19 protein-coding genes are annotated in these 18,390 nt (G+C 74.4%); 5 read left to right on the forward strand and 14 right to left on the reverse strand.

Annotation, left to right across the window (positions count from 1 at the left end):
- Positions 1-4 precede the first annotated feature (4 nt).
- Positions 5-1,252 (forward strand): SGNH/GDSL hydrolase family protein, encoded by a 1,248-nt coding sequence (locus ADY01_RS18200; protein WP_049574233.1) that lies wholly within the window; start codon positions 5-7, stop codon positions 1,250-1,252.
- 5 nt (positions 1,253-1,257) lie between these two features.
- A complete protein-coding gene (locus ADY01_RS18205; RefSeq protein ID WP_420715722.1) occupies positions 1,258-1,908 on the forward strand; it encodes a TOPRIM nucleotidyl transferase/hydrolase domain-containing protein in 651 nt (216 codons plus the stop codon).
- Between the two features lie 70 nt (positions 1,909-1,978).
- Here ADY01_RS18205 and ADY01_RS18210 read toward each other — a convergent pair whose 3' ends face one another.
- From ADY01_RS18210 to ADY01_RS18220, 3 genes are all read right to left on the reverse strand, one after another.
- The gene (locus ADY01_RS18210; protein WP_049574239.1) at positions 1,979-2,284 is read right to left on the reverse strand and encodes a 4a-hydroxytetrahydrobiopterin dehydratase; all 306 of its coding nucleotides are present in this window, start codon (positions 2,282-2,284) and stop codon (positions 1,979-1,981) included.
- Between the two features lie 124 nt (positions 2,285-2,408).
- Positions 2,409-3,146: a calcium-binding protein gene (locus ADY01_RS18215; protein ID WP_049574242.1), complete on the reverse strand. Its 738-nt coding sequence runs from the start codon at positions 3,144-3,146 to the stop codon at positions 2,409-2,411.
- Positions 3,147-3,256: 110 nt separating this feature from the next.
- Positions 3,257-5,380 (reverse strand): phage holin family protein, encoded by a 2,124-nt coding sequence (locus ADY01_RS18220; protein WP_049574247.1) that lies wholly within the window; start codon positions 5,378-5,380, stop codon positions 3,257-3,259.
- A gap of 39 nt (positions 5,381-5,419) precedes the next feature.
- Between ADY01_RS18220 and ADY01_RS18225 the strand changes: the two genes are divergently transcribed.
- Both ADY01_RS18225 and ADY01_RS18230 read left to right on the forward strand, forming a co-directional pair.
- A complete protein-coding gene (locus ADY01_RS18225) occupies positions 5,420-6,196 on the forward strand; it encodes an MBL fold metallo-hydrolase (protein ID WP_049574249.1) in 777 nt (258 codons plus the stop codon).
- Positions 6,193-6,900 (forward strand): DedA family protein, encoded by a 708-nt coding sequence (locus ADY01_RS18230; RefSeq protein ID WP_234320295.1) that lies wholly within the window; start codon positions 6,193-6,195, stop codon positions 6,898-6,900. Before ADY01_RS18225 ends, ADY01_RS18230 begins: the two co-directional genes overlap by 4 nt.
- A gap of 28 nt (positions 6,901-6,928) precedes the next feature.
- Here ADY01_RS18230 and ADY01_RS18235 read toward each other — a convergent pair whose 3' ends face one another.
- Positions 6,929-7,924, reverse strand: coding sequence for an MBL fold metallo-hydrolase (locus ADY01_RS18235; protein WP_049574252.1), 996 nt, complete (start codon positions 7,922-7,924; stop codon positions 6,929-6,931).
- A 158-nt stretch (positions 7,925-8,082) separates the two neighbouring features.
- On the opposite strand from ADY01_RS18235, the gene ADY01_RS18240 reads away from it, so the two are divergent.
- Positions 8,083-8,886: a class I SAM-dependent methyltransferase gene (locus ADY01_RS18240; RefSeq protein ID WP_049574254.1), complete on the forward strand. Its 804-nt coding sequence runs from the start codon at positions 8,083-8,085 to the stop codon at positions 8,884-8,886.
- A 57-nt stretch (positions 8,887-8,943) separates the two neighbouring features.
- Here ADY01_RS18240 and ADY01_RS18245 read toward each other — a convergent pair whose 3' ends face one another.
- From ADY01_RS18245 to ADY01_RS18290, 10 genes are all read right to left on the reverse strand, one after another.
- Positions 8,944-9,444 (reverse strand): DUF1772 domain-containing protein, encoded by a 501-nt coding sequence (locus tag ADY01_RS18245; protein ID WP_049574257.1) that lies wholly within the window; start codon positions 9,442-9,444, stop codon positions 8,944-8,946.
- A gap of 99 nt (positions 9,445-9,543) precedes the next feature.
- A complete protein-coding gene (locus ADY01_RS18250; protein ID WP_049574260.1) occupies positions 9,544-10,533 on the reverse strand; it encodes a zinc-dependent alcohol dehydrogenase family protein in 990 nt (329 codons plus the stop codon).
- Positions 10,530-11,351, reverse strand: a complete 822-nt coding sequence (locus ADY01_RS18255; protein WP_049574262.1) for a carbohydrate ABC transporter permease — start codon at positions 11,349-11,351, stop codon at positions 10,530-10,532. The genes ADY01_RS18250 and ADY01_RS18255 overlap by 4 nt, the downstream gene beginning before the upstream one ends.
- Positions 11,348-12,328, reverse strand: a complete 981-nt coding sequence (locus ADY01_RS18260; protein ID WP_049574265.1) for a carbohydrate ABC transporter permease — start codon at positions 12,326-12,328, stop codon at positions 11,348-11,350. Before ADY01_RS18260 ends, ADY01_RS18255 begins: the two co-directional genes overlap by 4 nt.
- Entirely contained in the window at positions 12,325-13,686 is a 1,362-nt protein-coding gene (locus ADY01_RS18265; protein ID WP_049574268.1) for an ABC transporter substrate-binding protein, read from the reverse strand. Before ADY01_RS18265 ends, ADY01_RS18260 begins: the two co-directional genes overlap by 4 nt.
- Before the next feature lie 37 nt (positions 13,687-13,723).
- Positions 13,724-14,485: a DeoR/GlpR family DNA-binding transcription regulator gene (locus ADY01_RS18270; RefSeq protein ID WP_049574271.1), complete on the reverse strand. Its 762-nt coding sequence runs from the start codon at positions 14,483-14,485 to the stop codon at positions 13,724-13,726.
- 228 nt (positions 14,486-14,713) lie between these two features.
- Positions 14,714-16,681 carry a DUF5107 domain-containing protein gene (locus ADY01_RS18275; RefSeq protein WP_049574275.1) on the reverse strand — a complete coding sequence of 656 codons (1,968 nt, stop codon included), beginning with the start codon at positions 16,679-16,681 and terminating at the stop codon, positions 14,714-14,716.
- Positions 16,682-16,801: 120 nt separating this feature from the next.
- Positions 16,802-17,032, reverse strand: coding sequence for a LapA family protein (locus ADY01_RS18280; protein ID WP_049574278.1), 231 nt, complete (start codon positions 17,030-17,032; stop codon positions 16,802-16,804).
- Positions 17,033-17,109: 77 nt separating this feature from the next.
- Positions 17,110-17,526, reverse strand: a complete 417-nt coding sequence (locus ADY01_RS18285; RefSeq protein WP_049574281.1) for a CBS domain-containing protein — start codon at positions 17,524-17,526, stop codon at positions 17,110-17,112.
- A 100-nt stretch (positions 17,527-17,626) separates the two neighbouring features.
- The coding region (locus ADY01_RS18290) for a prolyl oligopeptidase family serine peptidase (RefSeq protein WP_049574288.1) at positions 17,627-18,390 on the reverse strand (764 nt) is incomplete at its 5' end.

Genomic DNA, 18,390 nt, shown 5'->3' on the forward strand with positions numbered 1-18,390 from the left:
CCCCATGGGCCCCACGCACGACCCCGTCCCCGGCTCCTCCGCCGCACCCCGGGCGGCGGAGTGGATCACCACGCCGGTCACCGCCGACCTCCTGCGCGGCGCGCTCGACGTGGAACGCACCGAGCAGGGGCTGCTGCCGCACCGGCTGCCCGCCCGCGCCCTCGCGCGGGGCGCCGACGGGCAGCTGGCCATGGCGGAGTCCCAGCCCTCGGGCGTGCGGCTGGCGTTCCGCACCCGGGCCACCGCCGTCGAGCTGGACGCGCTCCGCACCAGGATGGCCTACCGGGGCGCCCCGCCCCGCCCGGACGGCGTCTACGACCTGCGCGTCGACGGCCGCCCGGCCGGGCGGGCCGTCGCGACCGGCGGCGAGGTCCTCATGGTGGACATGGCCACCGGGTCCGCCGAGACGCGGCCGGGTCCGGTCGGCACGGTCCGGTTCCCCGGCCTGCCCGACCGGGTGAAGGACGTCGAGATCTGGCTGCCCCACAACGAGACCACCCGGCTGATCGCCCTGCGCACCGACGCCCCCGTCGAGGCCGCGCCGCAGGCGGGCCGCCGCGTGTGGCTGCACCACGGCAGCTCGATCAGCCAGGGCTCGGGCGCCGCGAGCCCCACCACGACGTGGCCCGCGCTGGCCGCGGCCCTCGGCGGTGTGGAGCTGATCAACCTCGGCCTGGGCGGCGGCGCCCTGCTCGACCCGTTCACCGCCCGCGCCCTGCGGGACACCCCGGCGGACCTGATCAGCGTCAAGATCGGCATCAACCTGGTCAACGCCGACCTCATGCGCCTGCGCGCCTTCATCCCGGCGGTCCACGGCTTCCTCGACACCATCCGCGAGGGGCACCCGACCACCCCGCTGCTGGTCGTCTCCCCCCTCCTGTGCCCCATCCACGAGCACACCCCGGGACCCAGCGCCCCCGACCTCGGCGACCTCGGCGCGGGCAGGCTCCTGTTCCGGGCCACGGGTGATCCCGGTGAACGGGCCGGCGGGAAGCTGACGCTCACCGTCATCCGGGACGAACTGGACCGCATCGTGACGCTTCGGGCGGCCGAGGACCCGAACCTGCACCAGCTCGACGGCCGCGAGCTCTACGGCGAGGCGGACCACGCCGAGCTGCCGCTGCCCGACCGGCTCCACCCGGACGCCGCCACCCACCACCGCATCGGCGAGCGCTTCGCCGCCCTGGCCTTCGGCACCGGCGGACCGTTCCACCGCGCCGCGCCCCCCGAGTCGCGGGTGGCGGGCTCGTGAACGAGATGGAACGGCTCCGCTCGGCGATCGTCGCGGGGGCGGCCGGCGGCGCGCGGGCCTCCGCCGCCGCCACGGCCGCCTGCGAGCTGGCCGCGGGCGTCGGCCTGCGTACGGTCGTGTTCGTCGAGGGGGGCAGTGACCGGGTCGCGCTGGAGGCGCTGGCCGTCCGGCGCGGCCGGAACCTCGACGCCGAGGGCATCGCGGTCGTGCCGCTCGGCGGCGTGACGAGCATCGGGAGGTTCCTGGACCTGTGCGGCCCGGCGGGACTCGACGTCGGTCTGGCGGGCCTGTGCGACGCCGGGGAGGAACGCTTCTTCCAACGGGGTCTGGAGCGCGTCGGCCTCGGCTCCGGCCTCACCCGCGCGGACCTGGAGCCGCTCGGTTTCTACGTGTGTGTCGCCGACCTGGAGGACGAGCTGATCCGCTCCCTCGGGGCCGAGGCCGTGCGCCGGGTGGTCGAGGCCCAGGGCGACCTGCGCCCGTTCCGCACCTTCCAGAACCAGCCCGCACAGCGGGAACGGGCCGTCGAGCAGCAGCTCCGGCGCTTCATGGGCACCCTCAGCGGGCGCAAGGCCCAGTACGCGCACGCGCTCGTCGAGCACCTGGAACCCACCCGGGTACCACGGCCGTTGGACCGCCTGCTGGCCCACCTCTGACCCACGGGGGCCGCCCGGGACCGCCCGCGGCACCCGGGCACGCGGCACCCGGGCACGCGGCATCAGGGCATCAGGTCGCCGAGTGGGCCGGGGCGACGGCCTCGATGCGGCGGGCCAGCTCCACGTCGAGCTCGGTGACCTTGCCGCCGACGCTGTGCGTGCTCACCGAGACGCCGAGCCGGTTGTAGACGAGGGCCAGGTCGGCGTGGTGGTCGAGGTCCTCCTGGAAGGTGGCGATCTGCACCAGCAGGGCCACGGCGGCCAGGTGGCTGGGCAGGCCGTAGTTCCGCACCAGCCGGTCGTCCTCGACCGCCCAGCCGGGCAGCGACTCCAGCGCCTCGGCGATCTGGTCCCCGGTCAGCTTCCGCGGTGCCATGGGCGGTTCTCCTGTCGGTCGGTCCTTCCACCGGGAAGGGCGCCCGGCGGCTCACGCCGGGAAGACGGCGTCATGCCGTTCTACACCCCGCGGACCCGCGCCGCCGGACGCGCTCGCCGGGGGCCTACTGAGTGACCTGGTCGTTGCCGTGCCCGCCGTGGACGAGGTCCCTGCCGCCCCCGCCGGTGATGACGTCGTCGCCGTGCCCGCCGAAGAGGAGGTCGTCGCCCTCGCCGCCGGAGATCTCGTCGTCGCCCGAGCTGCCGTGGACGATGTCCCTGCCGTCCCACGCCTCGATCATGTCGTCGCCGCCCCCGCCGTGGAACACCTGGTCCGTGGGGTCGCCCATCAGGTGGTCCATGCCCTCGCCGCCCATCAGGACGACGTCGGCCATCACCATGTCGTCGCCCTCGCCGCCCATCGCCAGGCGCGCCGTGTGGGCGTGCAGCTCGTCGTCGCCCCGGCCGCCGTCGACGACGGTGACGCCCGGGTCGCTGGTGACGACCCCGTCCTCGCCGTCCCCGAGGAAGATGCGGATGTCGTCCGGCCGACCGCTGTCCACGGGCAACTCGCAGGCCACGAACGTCTCGTCCGCCGGGTCGGGGTGCGTGCAGTGCTCGCCCGGGACGAGCGGCACCAGATCCGTGAAGCCGACCCGCCGGACCTCCGGGCCCGTGTCCATGGGGAAGACGTGGAGGTCGTTGGCCTGCCCCCCGCCGTCCTCGAACACGAGGGACTGCGCGCCCCAGTCGGCGCCGACCGTCGTGGAGCCCTGGGCGGCGGCGGGGGAGGCGGCGAGTCCGGTGGCCACCAGGGCCAGGACGGCCGTGGAGGAAGCGGGAAGGAGCCGTGACCGCATCATGGGTGCGTCCTCACGTCGGAGAGAAGTTGTCGTGTCCCGTGCAACGTCGCAACTCTCCTCCTCCCCGCCCGTCTCGTCCACACCGTCCGCGGCGTTCCGGGACCACGCCCCTATCCCCGCGTGGGGGCGGGCTCGTCGCTGTGGCGGGCGGGCTGCGCCGCAGCCTCCCGCTGCCAGCGGCGGAGCACGCGGTGGACGGCCTCGGCGCCCGCCGTGCCCGACGGGGGCGGGGAGAGGGTGCGCGGCGACAGGAGGAAGGCGCGGTTCTGGGGGCCGCCGAGGCCGCCGTGGGAGCCGATCTGCTCCTCGAAGGCGTGCACCTCGCCGGTGTCGGGGTCCACCGAGGAGTTGACCATGAGGTCGGCCGCGTGGGGGAACGCCGCCGTCCTGCGGACGGCCGCCGCGGCGCGGGGGCCGAACGGCGCGAGCGGGTCGCGGCCGATGATCTCGCCGGTGCCGAGCCGGTGTTCGGCGCCGTCGGCTCCCAGGACGACCGGGCCGTGCCGCTCGTCGCGGACCAGCACGAAGCCGATGCCGGGGTGGTCCCTGAGGATGGGCAGCAGGGAGGGGTAGCGGCGTTCGACGTCTCCGCGTCCGGCGCGGCCCGGCAGGTCGGGGAAGGAGATCAGACCCAGGTTTCCCGAGGCGAGGACCACGGGCGCGGTGCCGCGCCCCGCCTCCTCCCCGGGGGGTGTCGGCGGCTCCGGCGGCGCCTCTGGGCGGTGGAACGCGGCGCGCGCCACCCCGCGCGCCTCCGCGCCGCTCTCACGCCGGCGCCTGGTCCGGCGCACGGGGCGCCCCGCGCCGGTGCGCACCAGCTGTTCGAGCGAGTGGCCGAAGGCCGACTCGAAGGTCTCGCCGTGGCTCTGCCCGTGGTCGGAGAGGAGCACCAGATGGTACGGGCGGGGCGCGTAGGCGGTGGCCCTGGCGATCACCTCGACGCAGCGGTCCAGGCTGGCGAGCACCTGCCGGGTGTCGCGGCCGTAGGGTCCCGAGTGGTGGGCGACCTCGTCGTAGGCGACCAGGTCCGCGTAGACGGTGGTGCGCCCGGTGAGGATGTCGCCGACGACGACGGCGGTGACCACGTCCCGCTGCACGACGGTGGCGAAGGCCCGGATGAACGGGTAGAGACCGCCGCGGGCGACGCGGGGGCGCTCGCCGCGCAGCCGGGCACCCAGCGACTGGCCGATCTCGCGGACGATCTCCCCGGTGAACGAGGCGGCGGTGCGCGAGGCGCGCGCCGGATCGGAGAAGTACGCGAAGTACCCCGCGCGCGAGCGCCGCCCGCGCCCCCGGCGCGCGGCGACGGACAGGACGAGCGCGGCCTGCGCGGCGCCGCCGGTGAACAGGTTCCCCCGGCTGGCGCCGTCGTGGGAGAGCAGCCCGGGGTCGCCGGTGCGGGCGACGGCCCGGCGCTGGAGCTCGGCGGCGCTGGAGGGCCGGTTGCTGATGATGACCTCGCCGGTCTCCTTCTCGTACCAGCGGAAGGCGGGGACGTCCTCGTTGCTTCCGTGGAGCAGGGCGAGTTGGACGGCGCCGGTCTGGCTGGACCAGTCGGTCTCCCAGGCGGTGAGCCGGTGGCTTCCGGCGTGCAGGGAGGCGACCGTGGGCATGACCGGGCTCTGACCCGCGATGGCCTCGGCGAGCACGTCGTGGCCGATGCCGTCGAGTTGGAGGAAGACGATGCCGGGGGTGTGCGCCTGGGGCGCGGGGGCGGCACGGGTCGTGCGCCAGCCCGCCATGCGGCGCAGGCGCCGTCCCTGCGCGCCGGGGTCGCGCAGGGCCAGGAAGGTGCTGGTGGTGGAGGCGGCGACGGACATCACGGCCGCCACCACGACCGCCGTGACGGGACCCGCCTCGCTGTGGCTGTCGGGGACGGCGCTCAGCGCGATCCACAGGAGCGACCCGTTGAGCAGGAAGACCAGCGAGCCGAGCGCGACGGCGGGCACCAGCAGCAGCGCGCGGACCAGCCAGGGCCACACCAGCGCGCTCAGCAGGCCGAACGCGCCCGCGCCCAGGACGGCTGTCCGGCCGGTGTGCGTGAAGCTCTCGCCGTCGGGCGCCTGGATCCTGAAGTCCGGCAGCGCGAGGGCCAGCGCGGCCATGGTGACGGTCGAGACCGCCCACACGGCGAGCACGCGCAGCGCGGCGCGCCCGGCGTTCCGCCATCCGGTCAACCGTATCGACCCACCTTCCGTCCGGAGACGCAATTCTTCCTGACCGGCACCTGGCATCCTGGGTGAAAGCGTACGAAGAGCCGGAAGGAGTTCCTCGTGCCGGTGGAGATCACCTGGTGGGGTCATGCCACCGCGACCCTGCGGGACTCCGGCACCACCGTGCTCACCGATCCGCTCTTCACCCGGCGGTGCGGGCATCTGAGGCGGCGGCGCGGGGCCCTGCCGCCCCCGGCGGCGAGGCGGGCCGACGTGGTCCTGATCTCCCATCTGCACCCCGACCACCTGCACCTGCCCTCGCTCTCCCGGCTGGCCGCGGGCACCCGGCTGGTGCTGCCGCGCGGGGCGTCGGCGGCGGTGCCGGGACTGCGGCGGGTGGCCTCGCGGTTCGACGTCCGCGAGGTGGAGGCCGGGGACACGGTCCGGGTGGGGCGCGTGACCGTGCGGCCGGTGCCCGCCGTGCACGACGGGCGGTGGCTGCCGTTCTGGCCGCGCCGCGTGCGCGCGCTCGGCTATGTGGTGGAGGGCGAGGCCCGGACGTACTACGCGGGCGACACGGATCTGTACGCGTCGATGGAGCGGGAGACGGGGCCCGTGGACACCGCGCTGCTGCCGGTCGGCGGCTGGGGCCCGCGGCTGGGGCACGGCCACCTCGACGCGGAGCGGGCGGCGCAGGCGCTGACGCGGCTGCGGCCGGTCAGCGCCGTTCCCCTGCACTACGGGACGTACTGGCCGGTGGGCATGGGCGCGGTGCGCCCGCACGAGTTCTTCTCACCGGGCGACGAGTTCGTGCGGTGCGCGGCGCGGCTCGCGCCCGGCGTGCGGGTGCACCTCCTCGGGCACGGGCAGAGCGTGCGCCCGGCGGTGGCCGGGTGACGACGGCCGCCGCGTGCGCCGACCGCGCGCTGGTGGTGTCGCTGGCGCTGGACCCCGAGTCGACGCAGCACGCGATCGGCTACCCGACGCTGTTCCTGCTGGTGCTGCTGGGGTCGCTGGTGCCGGTGGTCCCGACGGGGGCGCTGGTCAGCACGTCGGCCGCGGTGGCGGTCCACCACCACAGCCCGGTGCTCGCCTCGCTCATCGTGTTCGTGGTGGCGACGACGGCCGCCTACCTCGGCGACGCCCTGCTGTACTGGCTGGGCCTGCGGGGCACGCGGGCGCGGGGCGCCTCCCGCTGGCTGGACCGGATGCGCCGCCATGTGGCGCCCGACCGGCTGGCACGCGCCGAGCGGAACCTGGAGCGCCACGGCACCGCGGTGCTGGTGATCTCCCGGCAGGTCCCGGCGGGGCGGCTGCCCACGATGCTGGCCTGCCTGCTGGCCCCCATGCCCCTGCGGGACTACCTGCGGGGGAACGTTCCCGCGGTGCTGTGCTGGGCCGCGACCTACCAGCTCCTCGGCACGCTGGGCGGCGCGCTGTTCCCGCACCCCTGGCAGGGCGTGGTCGCGGCCGTGGTCCTCACCGCGCTGATCGCCGCCGTTCCCACGGTCTGGAGCCATGTCCGCCGCACCCGCGCCCGCGCCAGGACCCCCGAGCGGCCCACGCCCGAACGGCCCGCCCCCGAGTCGAACCAGGGATGAGCCGCCGGCGGGGGGGCTGCGGGCGCCCTCAGGGCCCGCCGTCCAGCACGCGGGAGCCGCCGATCGGGAGGTCCCACAGGTCGGCCGCCGGCAGGCCCGCCGACCGCCAGGCGGCGCGGGTCCTGACCAGCGGTTCGGACGGGGGCTCGGCGGACAGCAGGAAGGTCGCCCAGTGCATCGGGGCCATCCGCGGCGCGCCGACCTCGCGGCAGGCGCGCACGGCCTCCTCCGGATCGGTGTGGACGGACTGCTGGAGCCAGGGCGGGTCGTAGGCGCCGATGGGCATCAGCGCCAGGTCGATCCCGGGGTAACGGGCGCCGATCTCCGTGAACCAGTGGCCGTAGCCGGTGTCCCCCGCGAAGTACAGGCGCCGCCCGGCCGGGTCGGTGAGGACCCAGCCGCCCCACAGCGAGCGGCAGGTGTCGGTGAACGTCCGCTTGGACCAGTGGTGGGCGGGGACGAAGTCGAACCGCACGGGCCCGCCGGGCGCCGGCAGCTCCGCCGCCTCCCACCAGTCGAGCTCGGTGACGCGGGTGAAGCCGCGCCGCCGGCACCAGCCGCCGAGCCCGGCCGGGACGAAGAGCGCCGTGGTGCGCGGCAGCCGCCCGAGGGTGGGCGCGTCGAGGTGGTCGTAGTGGTTGTGGGAGATGACCACGGCGTCCACCGGCGGCAGGTCCTTCCAGGCCACGCCGACGGGCGTGAGGCGGGCCGGGGTGGCGAAGATCTTCCGGGACCAGACGGGGTCGGTGAGCACGGTCAGGCCGCCGACGCGCACCACCGAGCTGGCGTGCCCCGCCCAGGTGAGGGAGACGGTGCCCGCGCCGGCCGGGGGCAGCGGCCCCGGGGCGAACGGCAGCCCCGCCGTCTCGCGCAGCTCGGCCGCGGTGGGCCGCAGGGCGCCCCGGCGGGCCGCGACGAAGAGGGTCCGCATGCCGGGCAGCGGCGCGGTGAGCCGGTCGGCGAAGCTGCGCGGCCAGGAGCGCCGCTCGAAGAGCGGGCGCGGCGTGGTGAGGCCCTCGGTCATGGCACCTCCTCACCCGGTCCTCCGGCACGGTCCTTCCAGCCCAGCACGGGCGCGTGCCGGGGCCATCCGGCGGCGTGGCGCGCTGGGCCGATCCGGTGAACGCGCCCGCATCGTGAAACGGTCTTGATCAGGATGCGAGACGAGGGCAGGGTGGCGGCATGCCGGACGCGATATACACCCACGGGCACCACGAGTCGGTGCTGCGCTCCCACCGCTGGCGCACCGCGGAGAACTCCGCCGCCCATCTGCTGCCGAGGCTGCGCCCCGGCCTCTCCCTGCTGGACGTGGGCTGCGGCCCCGGCACCCTCACCGCGGACCTGGCGGAACGGGTGGCGCCCGGCGCGGTCACGGCCCTGGACCACGCGCCGGGGATCCTCCAGGAGGCGAGGGCCACGGTCGAGGGGCGCGGCGTCGAGGGGGTGGACTTCCGGGTGGGCGACGTGCACGCGCTCGACCTGCCCGACGCGTCGTTCGACGTGGTCCACGCCCACCAGGTGCTCCAGCACGTCACCGACCCGGTGGGGGCGCTGCGCGAGATGGGCCGCGTCTGCCGGCCCGGCGGCGTGGTGGCGGTGCGGGAGTCGGACTACGCGGCGATGACCTGGTACCCGCGGGTGCCGGGGCTCGACGAGTGGCAGGCGCTGTACCGGCGGGTGGCCACGGAGAACGGCGGCGAGCCGGACGCGGGCCGCCGCGTGTCCTCCTGGGCGAGGCGGGCCGGGTTCGCCGAGGTCACGGCCACGGCCTCGGTCTGGTGCTTCTCCTCGCCCGAGGACCGGGCCTGGTGGAGCGAGAGCTGGGCGGAGCGCTCGACGGCGTCGGCGTTCGCCCGCCGGGCGGTGGACGGGGGCCACGCCACGCCCGGGGACCTGGCCGGGCTCGCCGCGGCGTGGCGGGCCTGGGGCGAGAGGCCCGACGGGTGGTTCACGGTCCTGCACGGCGAGGCACTCTGCCGCCCCTGACCCAGCCGCGCGGCACACCGTCCAGCGACCCCGCACCGTTGAACGGCCCCGGCCCGTTCAGCGGTCCCGGGCCCAGAGGTAGAGGCCGAGTGCGGCCAGCAGCACCGACAGGCCCGAGGCGACGGCGCGCAGGTGGTTCCACCGGGTCCAGCCTGGCGAGAAGTCGGCCCACAGCGCCGCCGCGTGCTCGGCGCTGTCGGGGGTGCCCGCGGCGACGAGCACGTCGTTCATCGGGACGTTGACGGCCATGGTGGGCAGGAACGCGCCCAGCACGTAGGCGGCGCCCGCGGCGAGGAACGCGAGCCCGGCCGCCCGGTGGCCCAGGAGCAGCAGGAGCACGCCCGTCGCCAGGGCCGCCGCGGGGACACCCATGAAGGCGAGCAGGAACGCCGGGTTGAGGATCTTGTCGTTCATGCTCTGCATCGAGCGGACGGCCTGGAGCGGCTCGATCGCGTCCAGGCCCGGCATCACGGATGTCGAGAAGGAGAAGAAGACACCGGTGAGGGTGCCGGCCAGCAGGATGGTCAGGGCGGCGAGGACAGCGGCGAGAATCGGCATGCCCCCAGTCAACCGAGCCGCTCCCGCCGCGCCCATCGTCCAGCCGCTCGCCCCCATACGCCGGACGCCACCCGCCCGGTGAGCTCAGGGCACCGGAGCTCAGGGCACCACCACGATCTTGCGGCCCACGCCCGCCGCGAACTGGTCGAGCGCCCTCGGGTAGTCGTCCAGCGGCACCCGGTCGCTGATGAAGACCGCCGGGTCGAGCAGGCCCGCGGCGAACAGGTCGGCCGCGCGCTCGTAGCTGTGCAGCACGGCCATGGAGCCGGTGATGGTGATCTCCCGGTTGTAGATCTTGTACGGCTCGATGGTGACGCGGGTCGCGTAGTCGGAGACGCCGAACTGGAGGAACGTCCCGGCCTTGGCGACCCGGCCCAGGCCGTCCTGGATGGCCGCGGCGTTGCCGGTGGCGTCGATGACCACGTCCCAGCCCTCGGGCCGGTCCAGTTCCTCGGCGCCCGCGGCCGTGCGGGAGCAGCCGAGCGTGGAGGCGGTGGCCAGCCGGTCGGGGTTGAGGTCCACGACGTCCACGCCGCTGGCCCCGGTCCGCTTGGCCAGCTCCAGCATCATCAGGCCCATGGTGCCCGAGCCGTAGATCAGCACCCGGGCGCCCAGCGTGGAGCGCATCACGTCGTAGCCGCGGATGGCACAGGACAGCGGCTCGATGAGGGCGGCGTCCTGGAGGCCGACGTGGTCGGGCAGCCTGACGCAGTTGGCGACGGGCGCCACCGCGTACTCGGCGGCGCCCCCGGCCACCGAGACGCCGATCGCCGCCCACCGGTCGCAGAGGTTGGCGTGCCCCGAGCGGCAGTAGCGGCACTCGTGGCAGTAGAGCGACGGGTCGACGGCCACCCGGTCGCCCACGGCCAGCTCGGTGACCTCGCGGCCGGTCCCGACGACCTCACCGGCGAACTCGTGTCCCGGGACGATGGGCAGGCTGGGCGCGAACTCGCCCTCCCTGATGTGCAGATCGGTGCCGCACAGCCCGCAGGCCGCGACCTTCACCACCACCTCGCGCGGCCCGGGCGAGGGGTCGGGGACGGTGGTGACGGCGACCCGGCCGACGGATTCGATGAGGGCGGCTTTCACTTCACGGCTCCTAGCGAGAGGCCCTGGACCAGCTTGTCCTGGGCGGCGAACCCTGCCGCGAGCACGGGCAGGGAGATGGCGATCGAGGCGGCGGACAGCTGGGCGAGGAAGAGGCCCTGACTGGTGATGAAACGGGTGAGGAAGGCCGGGGCGGTCTCCGCCGTGACGCCGGTGAGGACGCGGGCGAACAGCAGCTCGTTCCAGCTGAAGATGAAGCAGATCAGCGCGGTCGCCGCGATCCCGGGCGCCACCACGGGCGCGACCACGCGGCCCAGCACCACGGGGAGCCTGGCCCCGTCGAGCTGGGCGGCCTCGATGACCGAGACCGGGACCTCGGCGAGGAACGACTGGAGCATCCACACGGCGATCGGCAGGTTCATCGAGGTGTAGAGGATGACCAGCAGCCAGACGTTGTCCAGCAGGCCGACCTCGCGGGCGAAGAGGTAGACCGGCAGCAGCCCGGCGACCACCGGCAGCATCTTGGTGGACAGGAAGAAGAACAGCGCGTCGCGCCAGGCGCGCACCGGCCTGATGGTCAGCGCGTAGGCGGCGGGCAGCGCCAGCAGCAGCACGAACAGCGTGGAGGCGAGGGAGGCGGTGAGCGAGTTGATCAGCGGCGGCCAGGGGTTGGCGCCGCCCGAGGTGCCGAAGAACTCGCGGTAGCCGTCCAGGGTGAGCGGCGCGGTGAACGCCGGCGGGTTGCTGGCCGCGTCGGGCTCCGAGTGGAAGGAGGTGAGCACCATCCAGGCCACCGGGAGGAAGAAGATCAGCCCGGCCAGCCAGGCGCCCAGCGTCAGCGAGAGGTTCTTGATCCTCATGCCCTGCTGCCCTCCTCGCGGAAGAGGGAGGACACCACGCGCAGCGCGAAGACCGCGATGAGCAGGGAGCCGATCACGACCAGCACCCCGGCCGCGGACGCGACGCCGTACTCCTGCGCCTGGTAGAACTCCTGGTAGACGACATACGGCAGGTTCGCCGTGTCCAGGCCCCCCGCGGTGATGGTGTACACCGCGTCGAAGTGCTGGACGATGTAGATCGAGCCGAGCAGCGCCCCGAGTTCGAGGTAGCGGCGCAGGTGCGGCAGGGTGAGGTAGCGGAAGATCTGCCAGCTCCCGGCGCCGTCGATGCGGGCGGCCTCGGTCAGTTCGAGCGGGCGGCTCTGGAGCCCGGCGAGCAGGATCAGCATCATGAACGGCGTCCACTGCCAGATCAGGGCCATCTCCACGGCCGCCAGCGGCATGTCGGAGATCCAGTCCGGCTGCGGGGCGGTGAAGCCGAACAGGTCGCCGAAGCGCGCCAGCAGCCCGTTGAACAGCCCGTACTCGGAGTTGAACAGCACATGCTTCCACAGCAGCGCGGCGGCCACCGGCACCAGCAGGAACGGGGTGATGGTCATGGTGCGGACCACTCCCCTGCCGCGGAACCGCCGGTCGAGCAGCAGCGCGAGGCCGAGGCCGAGCAGCAGGCTGACCAGGACCACGGTGGCGGTCAGCAGCGCCGTGGTGAGGACCGCACCGCGCAGCTCGGCGTCGCCGAGCACCGCCTCGTAGTTGCCGAGCCCGGTGAAGGCGCGGTCGTCGGGATAGAGGGCGTTCCAGTCCCACAGCGAGATCACCAGGGTGGCGACGAACGGGAGTTGGGTGACCACGACCAGGAAGATCAGGGCGGGCAGCAGCGGCGCCCTGGTCGCCCAGGCCCGGGCACGCGCGGCCTTGCGGGGCGGGGCGGTGACCCGCCGCCCGCCGGTGCCGGGCGGCGGGGCCGCGCCGGGGGCGGTTCCGGTGACGGTGCTCATCGGTTCCGGTACTCCTCGGCCACCTCTTCCGCCATGGCCTGGGACGCCTCCAGGGCCTCTTGCACGCTCTGGCGGCCCGCGATGGCCGCGCTGATCTCCTGGGAGACGCGGGTGCCGAGGTCGGCGAACTCCGGGATGCCGACGAACTGGACGCCGGGGGCGGGCCGTTCCTGCACGCCCGGGTCGACCGGGTCGGCCTCGGCGATGGCGTCGTGCGTCACCTGGTAGAACGCGCCGGCCGCCTCCTGGTACCGCGGGTCCTCGTAGGTGGAGGCCCGCTTGCCCGCGGGCACGTTCTCCCAGCCGAGGGTCTCGCCGACCAGTTCCTCGTACTCGGCGCTCGACGCCCACGAGATGAACTCCCAGGCGTCGTCCGCGTTCTCGGAGGCGCGCTGGATGCCCCAGGCCCACGTGTAGAGCCAGCCGGAGGACTCCGTCTCCACGACGGGCGCGGGCACGTAGCCGATGGAGCCGCGGACCGGGGAGTCCTCCGCCTCCAGGGACCCGGCGCCCGCGGTGGCGTCGTACCACATGGCGGTGTTGCCCTGGACCATGTTGTTCAGGCACTCGGCGTACCCGGCCTGGGCGGCGCCCGACTCGCCGTGCTCGCGGACCAGGTCCACATAGAACTCGGTGGCCTCGACGAACTCGGGCTCGGTGAGCCGGGCCTGCCAGTCGGCGCTGAACCAGGTGCCGCCGAAGGTGTTGACGACGGTGGTCAGCGGGGCGATGACCTCGCCCCAGCCGGGCAGGCCGCGCAGGCAGATGCCCTTCATCTCCTCCTCGCCCTCGTCCACCTGGGCGGCGAGCTCGGCGACCTCCTGCCAGGTGGGACGTTCCGGCATCTGGAGACCGTGCTCGTCGAACACGTCGGTGCGGTACATCAGGAACGAGGACTCGCCGTAGAACGGCTGGGCGTAGACCTGCCCGTCCTCGCCGGTGAGGGAGGTCCGGATGGGTTCGAGGATGTCGTCGGCGGCGTAGTCCGGATCCTCGGCGATGTACTCGTCGAGTGAGTGCAGCCACTCGTTGCCCGAGTAGATCGGCGTCTCGTAGTTGCTGATGGTGGCCACGTCGTACTGGCCCGACTGGTTGGCGAAGTCCTGGCTGATCTTGTCGCGGACCTCGTTCTCCGGCAGCACCGTGAAGTGGACCTCGATGCCGGTCTCCTCGGTGAAGTGCTCGGCGGTGAGCTCCTGGAGCTGGGTCATCTGCGGATTGTTGACCATCAGCACGTTGATGCTGTCGCCGCCGCCGGAGGATCCGGAGCCGCCGGCCCCGGCGCAGGAGGCCAGCAGGGCCCCGGACGCCGTCGCGGCGACGAGGGAACGCAGCATGAGTCGACTCTTCGTACGCATGGGGAACTCCTGGATGTCGCGTTGCCGGGGGCGGGGGTCAGACCCTGATGACCTGGGGCCCTTGCAGCGAATAGCGGTGTGCCTCCGCGGTGCCGAGGCTGGTACTGGTGACGATCGCGTCCAGGTCGGGGACGTCCGCGAAGCGGCAGAAGCTCGCGGCCCCGAACTTGGTGTGGATCCCGGCGAACACCCGGCGCCGGGAGGCGAGGACCGCCTGCCGCTTCACCTCGGCGACGGCCGGGTCGGGGGTGGTCAGGCCGTGCTCACGGGAGATGCCGTTGGCGCCGATGAAGCCGAGGTCGATGACGAATCCGGCGAGCATCTTGGCCGTCCAGTGGTCCACCGTCGCCAGCGTGGAGCCGCGGACCCGGCCGCCGAGGAGCAGCACGGTGAAGTCCTCGACCGGGGCCAGCGCGGTCGCGATCATCAGCGAGGCGGTGACCACGGTGAGGGAGCGGTCGCGGGGCAGGGACTCGGCGATGAGCTGGGGGGTGAAGCCCTCGTCGATGAAGATCGTCTCCGCCTCGCCGATCAGCTCGGCCGCCGCGGCGGCGATCCGCCGCTTCTCGGGCACGTGCCGGGTGGCGCGCAGCGCGAGCGTCGTCTCGAAGCCGCCGCTCTCCACCGGGTACGCCCCGCCGTGGGTGCGCCGCAGCAGCCCGTGCGCCTCCAGGACCCGCAGGTCGCGGCGTACGGTCTCCTTGGCCACGCCGAGGTCGCGGGCGAGCCGGGTGACCTCGACCGACCCGGACCGGCGGGCGGCCCCGACGATGGCGCGCTGACGCTCCTCGGCGGTCATGGCGTACCTCCTCGTAGCCGACCCGGTCCTGCCCGCGGTGCCCGCTTGGGCCCGTATGCAGAGTTCTACTCCGGGCTCCGCACGCTGAACAGGGGATACGGCGCCGGGATCCTGCCCGGTTATGCCCGTTCGACGGGCCCCGACCTGGCGGACGGGGGCACAGGCTGCCCGAACGGGCGGCGGGCGCCGCCCGCTTGGTGCCCGTTCGGCGCCTGGATGGCCGGGGGGTCACGCCGGGCGCATGCGGAACTCGTACGCCTCGGGGAGCGGGTCGTCGGTCAGGCGGCCCCAGGTGTCGCTGAGCGTCTCGTCGCCTTCCCGCAGGTCGGCGACCTCGAACCCGGCGTCGAAGACGGCGCGGGCGGCCTCCTTGTCACCCAGGGCGAGCAGGATGCGCGCGTCCAGCAGACGGAACCGGCCCGTCGCCCGCACCGAGGCGGGCAGGCGGTCGAAGACGCGGCGGGCGAGGTCGGCGCGGTCGGCGTCCAGGAGGACCGGGATCACGTCCCTGGCCAGCGCGGCCAGTGCCTCCGGGGCCACCCCCTCGGTGGCGAGCGCGCGCTTCGCTGCCTCCAGCGCGCGCTCCACGGCGCGGCGCGGGTGCCCGCCCCACGCCTCGGCCAGGGCGAGGCAGCGCGCGGTCCACGGGGAGAACGCGGCGCCCAGCGACCGTTCCCAGCTGCGCCGCGCCTGCGCCCGGTCGCCGGCGTGCCACTGGGCCACGCCCAGGTGGTAGTCGGTGTGCGGCCCGCCGGGGGCGCACTCCAGGCGCTCGCGCCAGGCGGGCGAGACCAGGCTCGGCCCGGGGGGACGCTCCAGCGCCCCGCCGTCCTCGGGCAGCCGTCCGGTGTCGAGCAGCGTCAGCCACGGCCGCTGCTCGGGGCCGAGCGTGGCGGGCTCGAACGGGGTGCCCGGCAGCGCGTACCCGCCACGGGCCACCTCCAGGGCGCCCCAGCCGGTCCCCGCGTGCAGGACCTCCCCCGGCTCGTGGTCGGCGAAGGGCAGCCACTCGCCGTAGGCGGCGTCCACCGTGGCCTCGGGCAGGGCCGCGGCCAGACGCTTCTCGGCATGGGAACGGGCCGCCGCCCAGTCCTCGCCGTGCGTCACCGACGGGTCGGCCTCGATCGGCCCGTACGCCTCCAGCCAGCTCACCTCGCCCCCGGCGGCCAGCGGCACGTGCTCCAGCTGGGTGCGGGCCAGGCCCGCCTGGATCTCCGCGTACCCGGGGGTGCCGTCCTCGGTCAGCCAGCGCTGCCAGCGCCGCCCGCCGGGACCCGCGCCCCACACGAACAGCTTCCGGCCGCGCAGCGTCGCGGTCGACGTCTGGACCAGGCCGTTGCCCTCCTCGTCCACGGCCGCGATCCACTTCCGCGCCTCCCTGGGCACCTCGTAGAAGTAGTCCGCGGGGAAGGCGCCGTGCAGCGGGTAGCTGCGGTCGGCGCCGCGCCACTCGGGGAAGGTGATGCGGCTCAGACTCCGCTCGTAGCCGAAGTGCCACGCCTCCTCGGCGGGGACCAGGACCCGGCCGCGGGGCGTCTCCGGGACGGCGATGTTGGACCACCAGTAGACCGGCACGGTGGCGTCGTGCGGGTTGCGCAGGCGGACGCCGACATACAGGAAGTCGGAGCCGTCGGGCAGCCACAGGTCCACCTGGAACGGCAGGTCGCGCAGCCGCTCCCACTCCCACAGGCGCAGCAGCGGCCCGCCCCCCGGCGCCGGGAGCACGGCGGCGTGCACCGGCGCGCAGGAGAGCGTGGTGTGCCCGGTGGCTCCTATGTTCCACTCGATGCCGCCGGAGAACCACGCGCCGTTGAGCGCGAAGTCCGCCGGCTGGAGGACCGGGTTCGTGTACAGCAGGTCACGGCCGGTCGGCTTGTGGTGCAGGGAGTGGACGCGGCCCCCGAAGCCGGGGAGCACGGTCGCGCGCAGCCGGTCGTTCTCGATCACGATGGTGTCGAGCTCGGTCATGACCCGGTCGCGGCCATAGCCGTCGCGCAGGCGGGTCGGCAGCACGGAGGTCAGCGGCGCGTAGCCCACCTGGCGGGCCATGTCGGGCGGCAGGGTGGCGCGCAGCCGGGCGTCGACCCGGTGCGGGTCGTCCCGCGGCAGCAGCGGGGGCAGCGGGTTCTCCGGGCCCAGAGCGGCCACCGGAAGCGTCACGGTGGAACGTCGGATCGTCGTCGCGCTGCGTGCCATGGGTCTCCCCCCGCCGGACGGCTGCGTGAGGCCCCATGGAACACCGCCGGGACGCGCGGAACAACAGGGCCCCGCCCCGGTCGAACTCCCTTGCGGGCTCCGGACGGTGGGCGGCGGGGGTCATTTGCGGCGGTCGAGGTACATCCCGCACAGGGCGCCGATGACCAGGGTGAAGAGCAGCGCCAGCCAGAGCGGCATCGTGACCTCGGGGACCAGGAGCCGCACCTTGGTGCGGCGCGTGTTCCCGATGATGAACAGCACGGTCACGACCGCGGCCACGGCGATCACGATCCGGGTCGGCGTCCAGAACGACGAGGCGGCGTTCTTCGGGGCCCTGGGTCCTGTGCTCATGCCTCAAGCATGCGAGCGGGGCCGCCGCTCCGCACGGGGAGCGGCGGCCCCGGGGGTGCCCCGCGGCGGTGCGCGCCTCAGGCGTACACGTGCCCGACGAACTCGGCGATCTGGTCGTCGGTGAGGGAGCGGGCGAGGTCCGCCTCGCTGATCATCCCGACCAGCCTCTTGTCGCCGTCGATCACCGGCAGCCTGCGGATCTGGTGGGTCTCCATCTCCTGGAGCACCTCCTCGACGCTCGCCGAGCTGCTGACCCAGCGCGGGGTCCCGCGGCAGAGGTCGCCCGCGGTGACCTGGGCGGGGTCGTGCCCGGCGGCGATCGCGTGCACCACGATGTCGCGGTCGGTCACGATGCCGCACATCCGCTGGTTCTCGTCGCTCACGGGCAGGGCACCGACGTCCAGCTCGCGCATGAGCTGCGCGGCCCGGTCGAGCGTCTCCATCTCGGGGATCCACTGTGCGCCCGGGTTCATGATGTCCGCTGCGGTGGTCATGACATCCCTCCTCGGTTCGGTCAGTCTCGTCCTCCGCAGCCATCCTCTCCCCGACGGGCATCTTGCGCCATTTGAGTGAGCGGGGGGCGCACCCCGGCGATCATCCGCCGGGGGCACGCGTTCCGCTGAGATCGAGCGCCGGCGCATCGGGGCGTTCGACGGAGAACGCGGTCAGGTAGAGGGCCAGCTCCGCCTCGACGGCACTCCTCACGGTCGCCGCGCGCCGGAAGCCGTGGCCCTCGCCCGGGAAGGCCAGATAGGCGTGCGGAACGCCGCGCCCGGCGACCGCGGTGAGCAGCCGCTCGGCCTGGGCGGGCGGGCAGATCACGTCGTCGAGGCCCTGGAGCAGGATGAACGGGGCGGTGATGCGGTCGGCGTGCAGGGCGGGGGAACGCTCCCGGTACCGCTCGGGCACCTCGGCGAGCGGTCCGACCAGCGTCTCCAGGTAATGGGACTCGAAGTCGTGGGTGCCCTCGGCGCTCCAGTCCGTGAGGTCGAGGATCGGGTAGAGGATGGTGGCGCAGGCGTACAGGCCCTCGGCGGCGGGCGAGGTCAGCGAGGCGGCGGCGGTCCAGCCGCCCGCGCTGCCGCCGCGGATGGCGATCCTGGCGGGGTCGGCGGCGTTCTCGGCGGCCAGCGCGCGGGCGACGGCGGCGCAGTCCTCGACGTCGACGACGCCCCACTGCCCGTTCAGGCGGTCGCGGTAGGCGCGGCCGTAGCCGGTGGAGCCGCCGTAGTCGACCTCGGCGACGCCGATGCCGCGCGAGGTGAAGTAGGCGATCTCCAGGTCGAGCACCACGGGGGCGTACCCGGTCGGCCCGCCGTGCGCCCGGATCACATAGGGCGGGGGCGGGCCGACCGGGT

This window comes from Streptomyces sp. SBT349 (assembly GCF_001083795.1).
Lineage (GTDB): Bacteria > Actinomycetota > Actinomycetes > Streptomycetales > Streptomycetaceae > Streptomyces.

Coding starts and splice junctions, on each gene's coding strand:
- ADY01_RS18260 (WP_049574265.1), bottom strand. CDS start 12,328: ATGAGCACCGTCACCGGAACCGCCCCCGGCGCGGCCCCGCCGCCCGGC.
- ADY01_RS18205 (WP_420715722.1), top strand. CDS start 1,258: ATGGAACGGCTCCGCTCGGCGATCGTCGCGGGGGCGGCCGGCGGCGCG.
- ADY01_RS18265 (WP_049574268.1), bottom strand. CDS start 13,686: ATGCGTACGAAGAGTCGACTCATGCTGCGTTCCCTCGTCGCCGCGACG.
- ADY01_RS18245 (WP_049574257.1), bottom strand. CDS start 9,444: ATGCCGATTCTCGCCGCTGTCCTCGCCGCCCTGACCATCCTGCTGGCC.
- ADY01_RS18275 (WP_049574275.1), bottom strand. CDS start 16,681: ATGGCACGCAGCGCGACGACGATCCGACGTTCCACCGTGACGCTTCCG.
- ADY01_RS18220 (WP_049574247.1), bottom strand. CDS start 5,380: ATGCCAGGTGCCGGTCAGGAAGAATTGCGTCTCCGGACGGAAGGTGGG.
- ADY01_RS18285 (WP_049574281.1), bottom strand. CDS start 17,526: ATGACCACCGCAGCGGACATCATGAACCCGGGCGCACAGTGGATCCCC.
- ADY01_RS18280 (WP_049574278.1), bottom strand. CDS start 17,032: ATGAGCACAGGACCCAGGGCCCCGAAGAACGCCGCCTCGTCGTTCTGG.
- ADY01_RS18270 (WP_049574271.1), bottom strand. CDS start 14,485: ATGACCGCCGAGGAGCGTCAGCGCGCCATCGTCGGGGCCGCCCGCCGG.
- ADY01_RS18240 (WP_049574254.1), top strand. CDS start 8,083: ATGCCGGACGCGATATACACCCACGGGCACCACGAGTCGGTGCTGCGC.
- ADY01_RS18200 (WP_049574233.1), top strand. CDS start 5: ATGGGCCCCACGCACGACCCCGTCCCCGGCTCCTCCGCCGCACCCCGG.
- ADY01_RS18235 (WP_049574252.1), bottom strand. CDS start 7,924: ATGACCGAGGGCCTCACCACGCCGCGCCCGCTCTTCGAGCGGCGCTCC.
- ADY01_RS18215 (WP_049574242.1), bottom strand. CDS start 3,146: ATGATGCGGTCACGGCTCCTTCCCGCTTCCTCCACGGCCGTCCTGGCC.
- ADY01_RS18255 (WP_049574262.1), bottom strand. CDS start 11,351: ATGAGGATCAAGAACCTCTCGCTGACGCTGGGCGCCTGGCTGGCCGGG.
- ADY01_RS18210 (WP_049574239.1), bottom strand. CDS start 2,284: ATGGCACCGCGGAAGCTGACCGGGGACCAGATCGCCGAGGCGCTGGAG.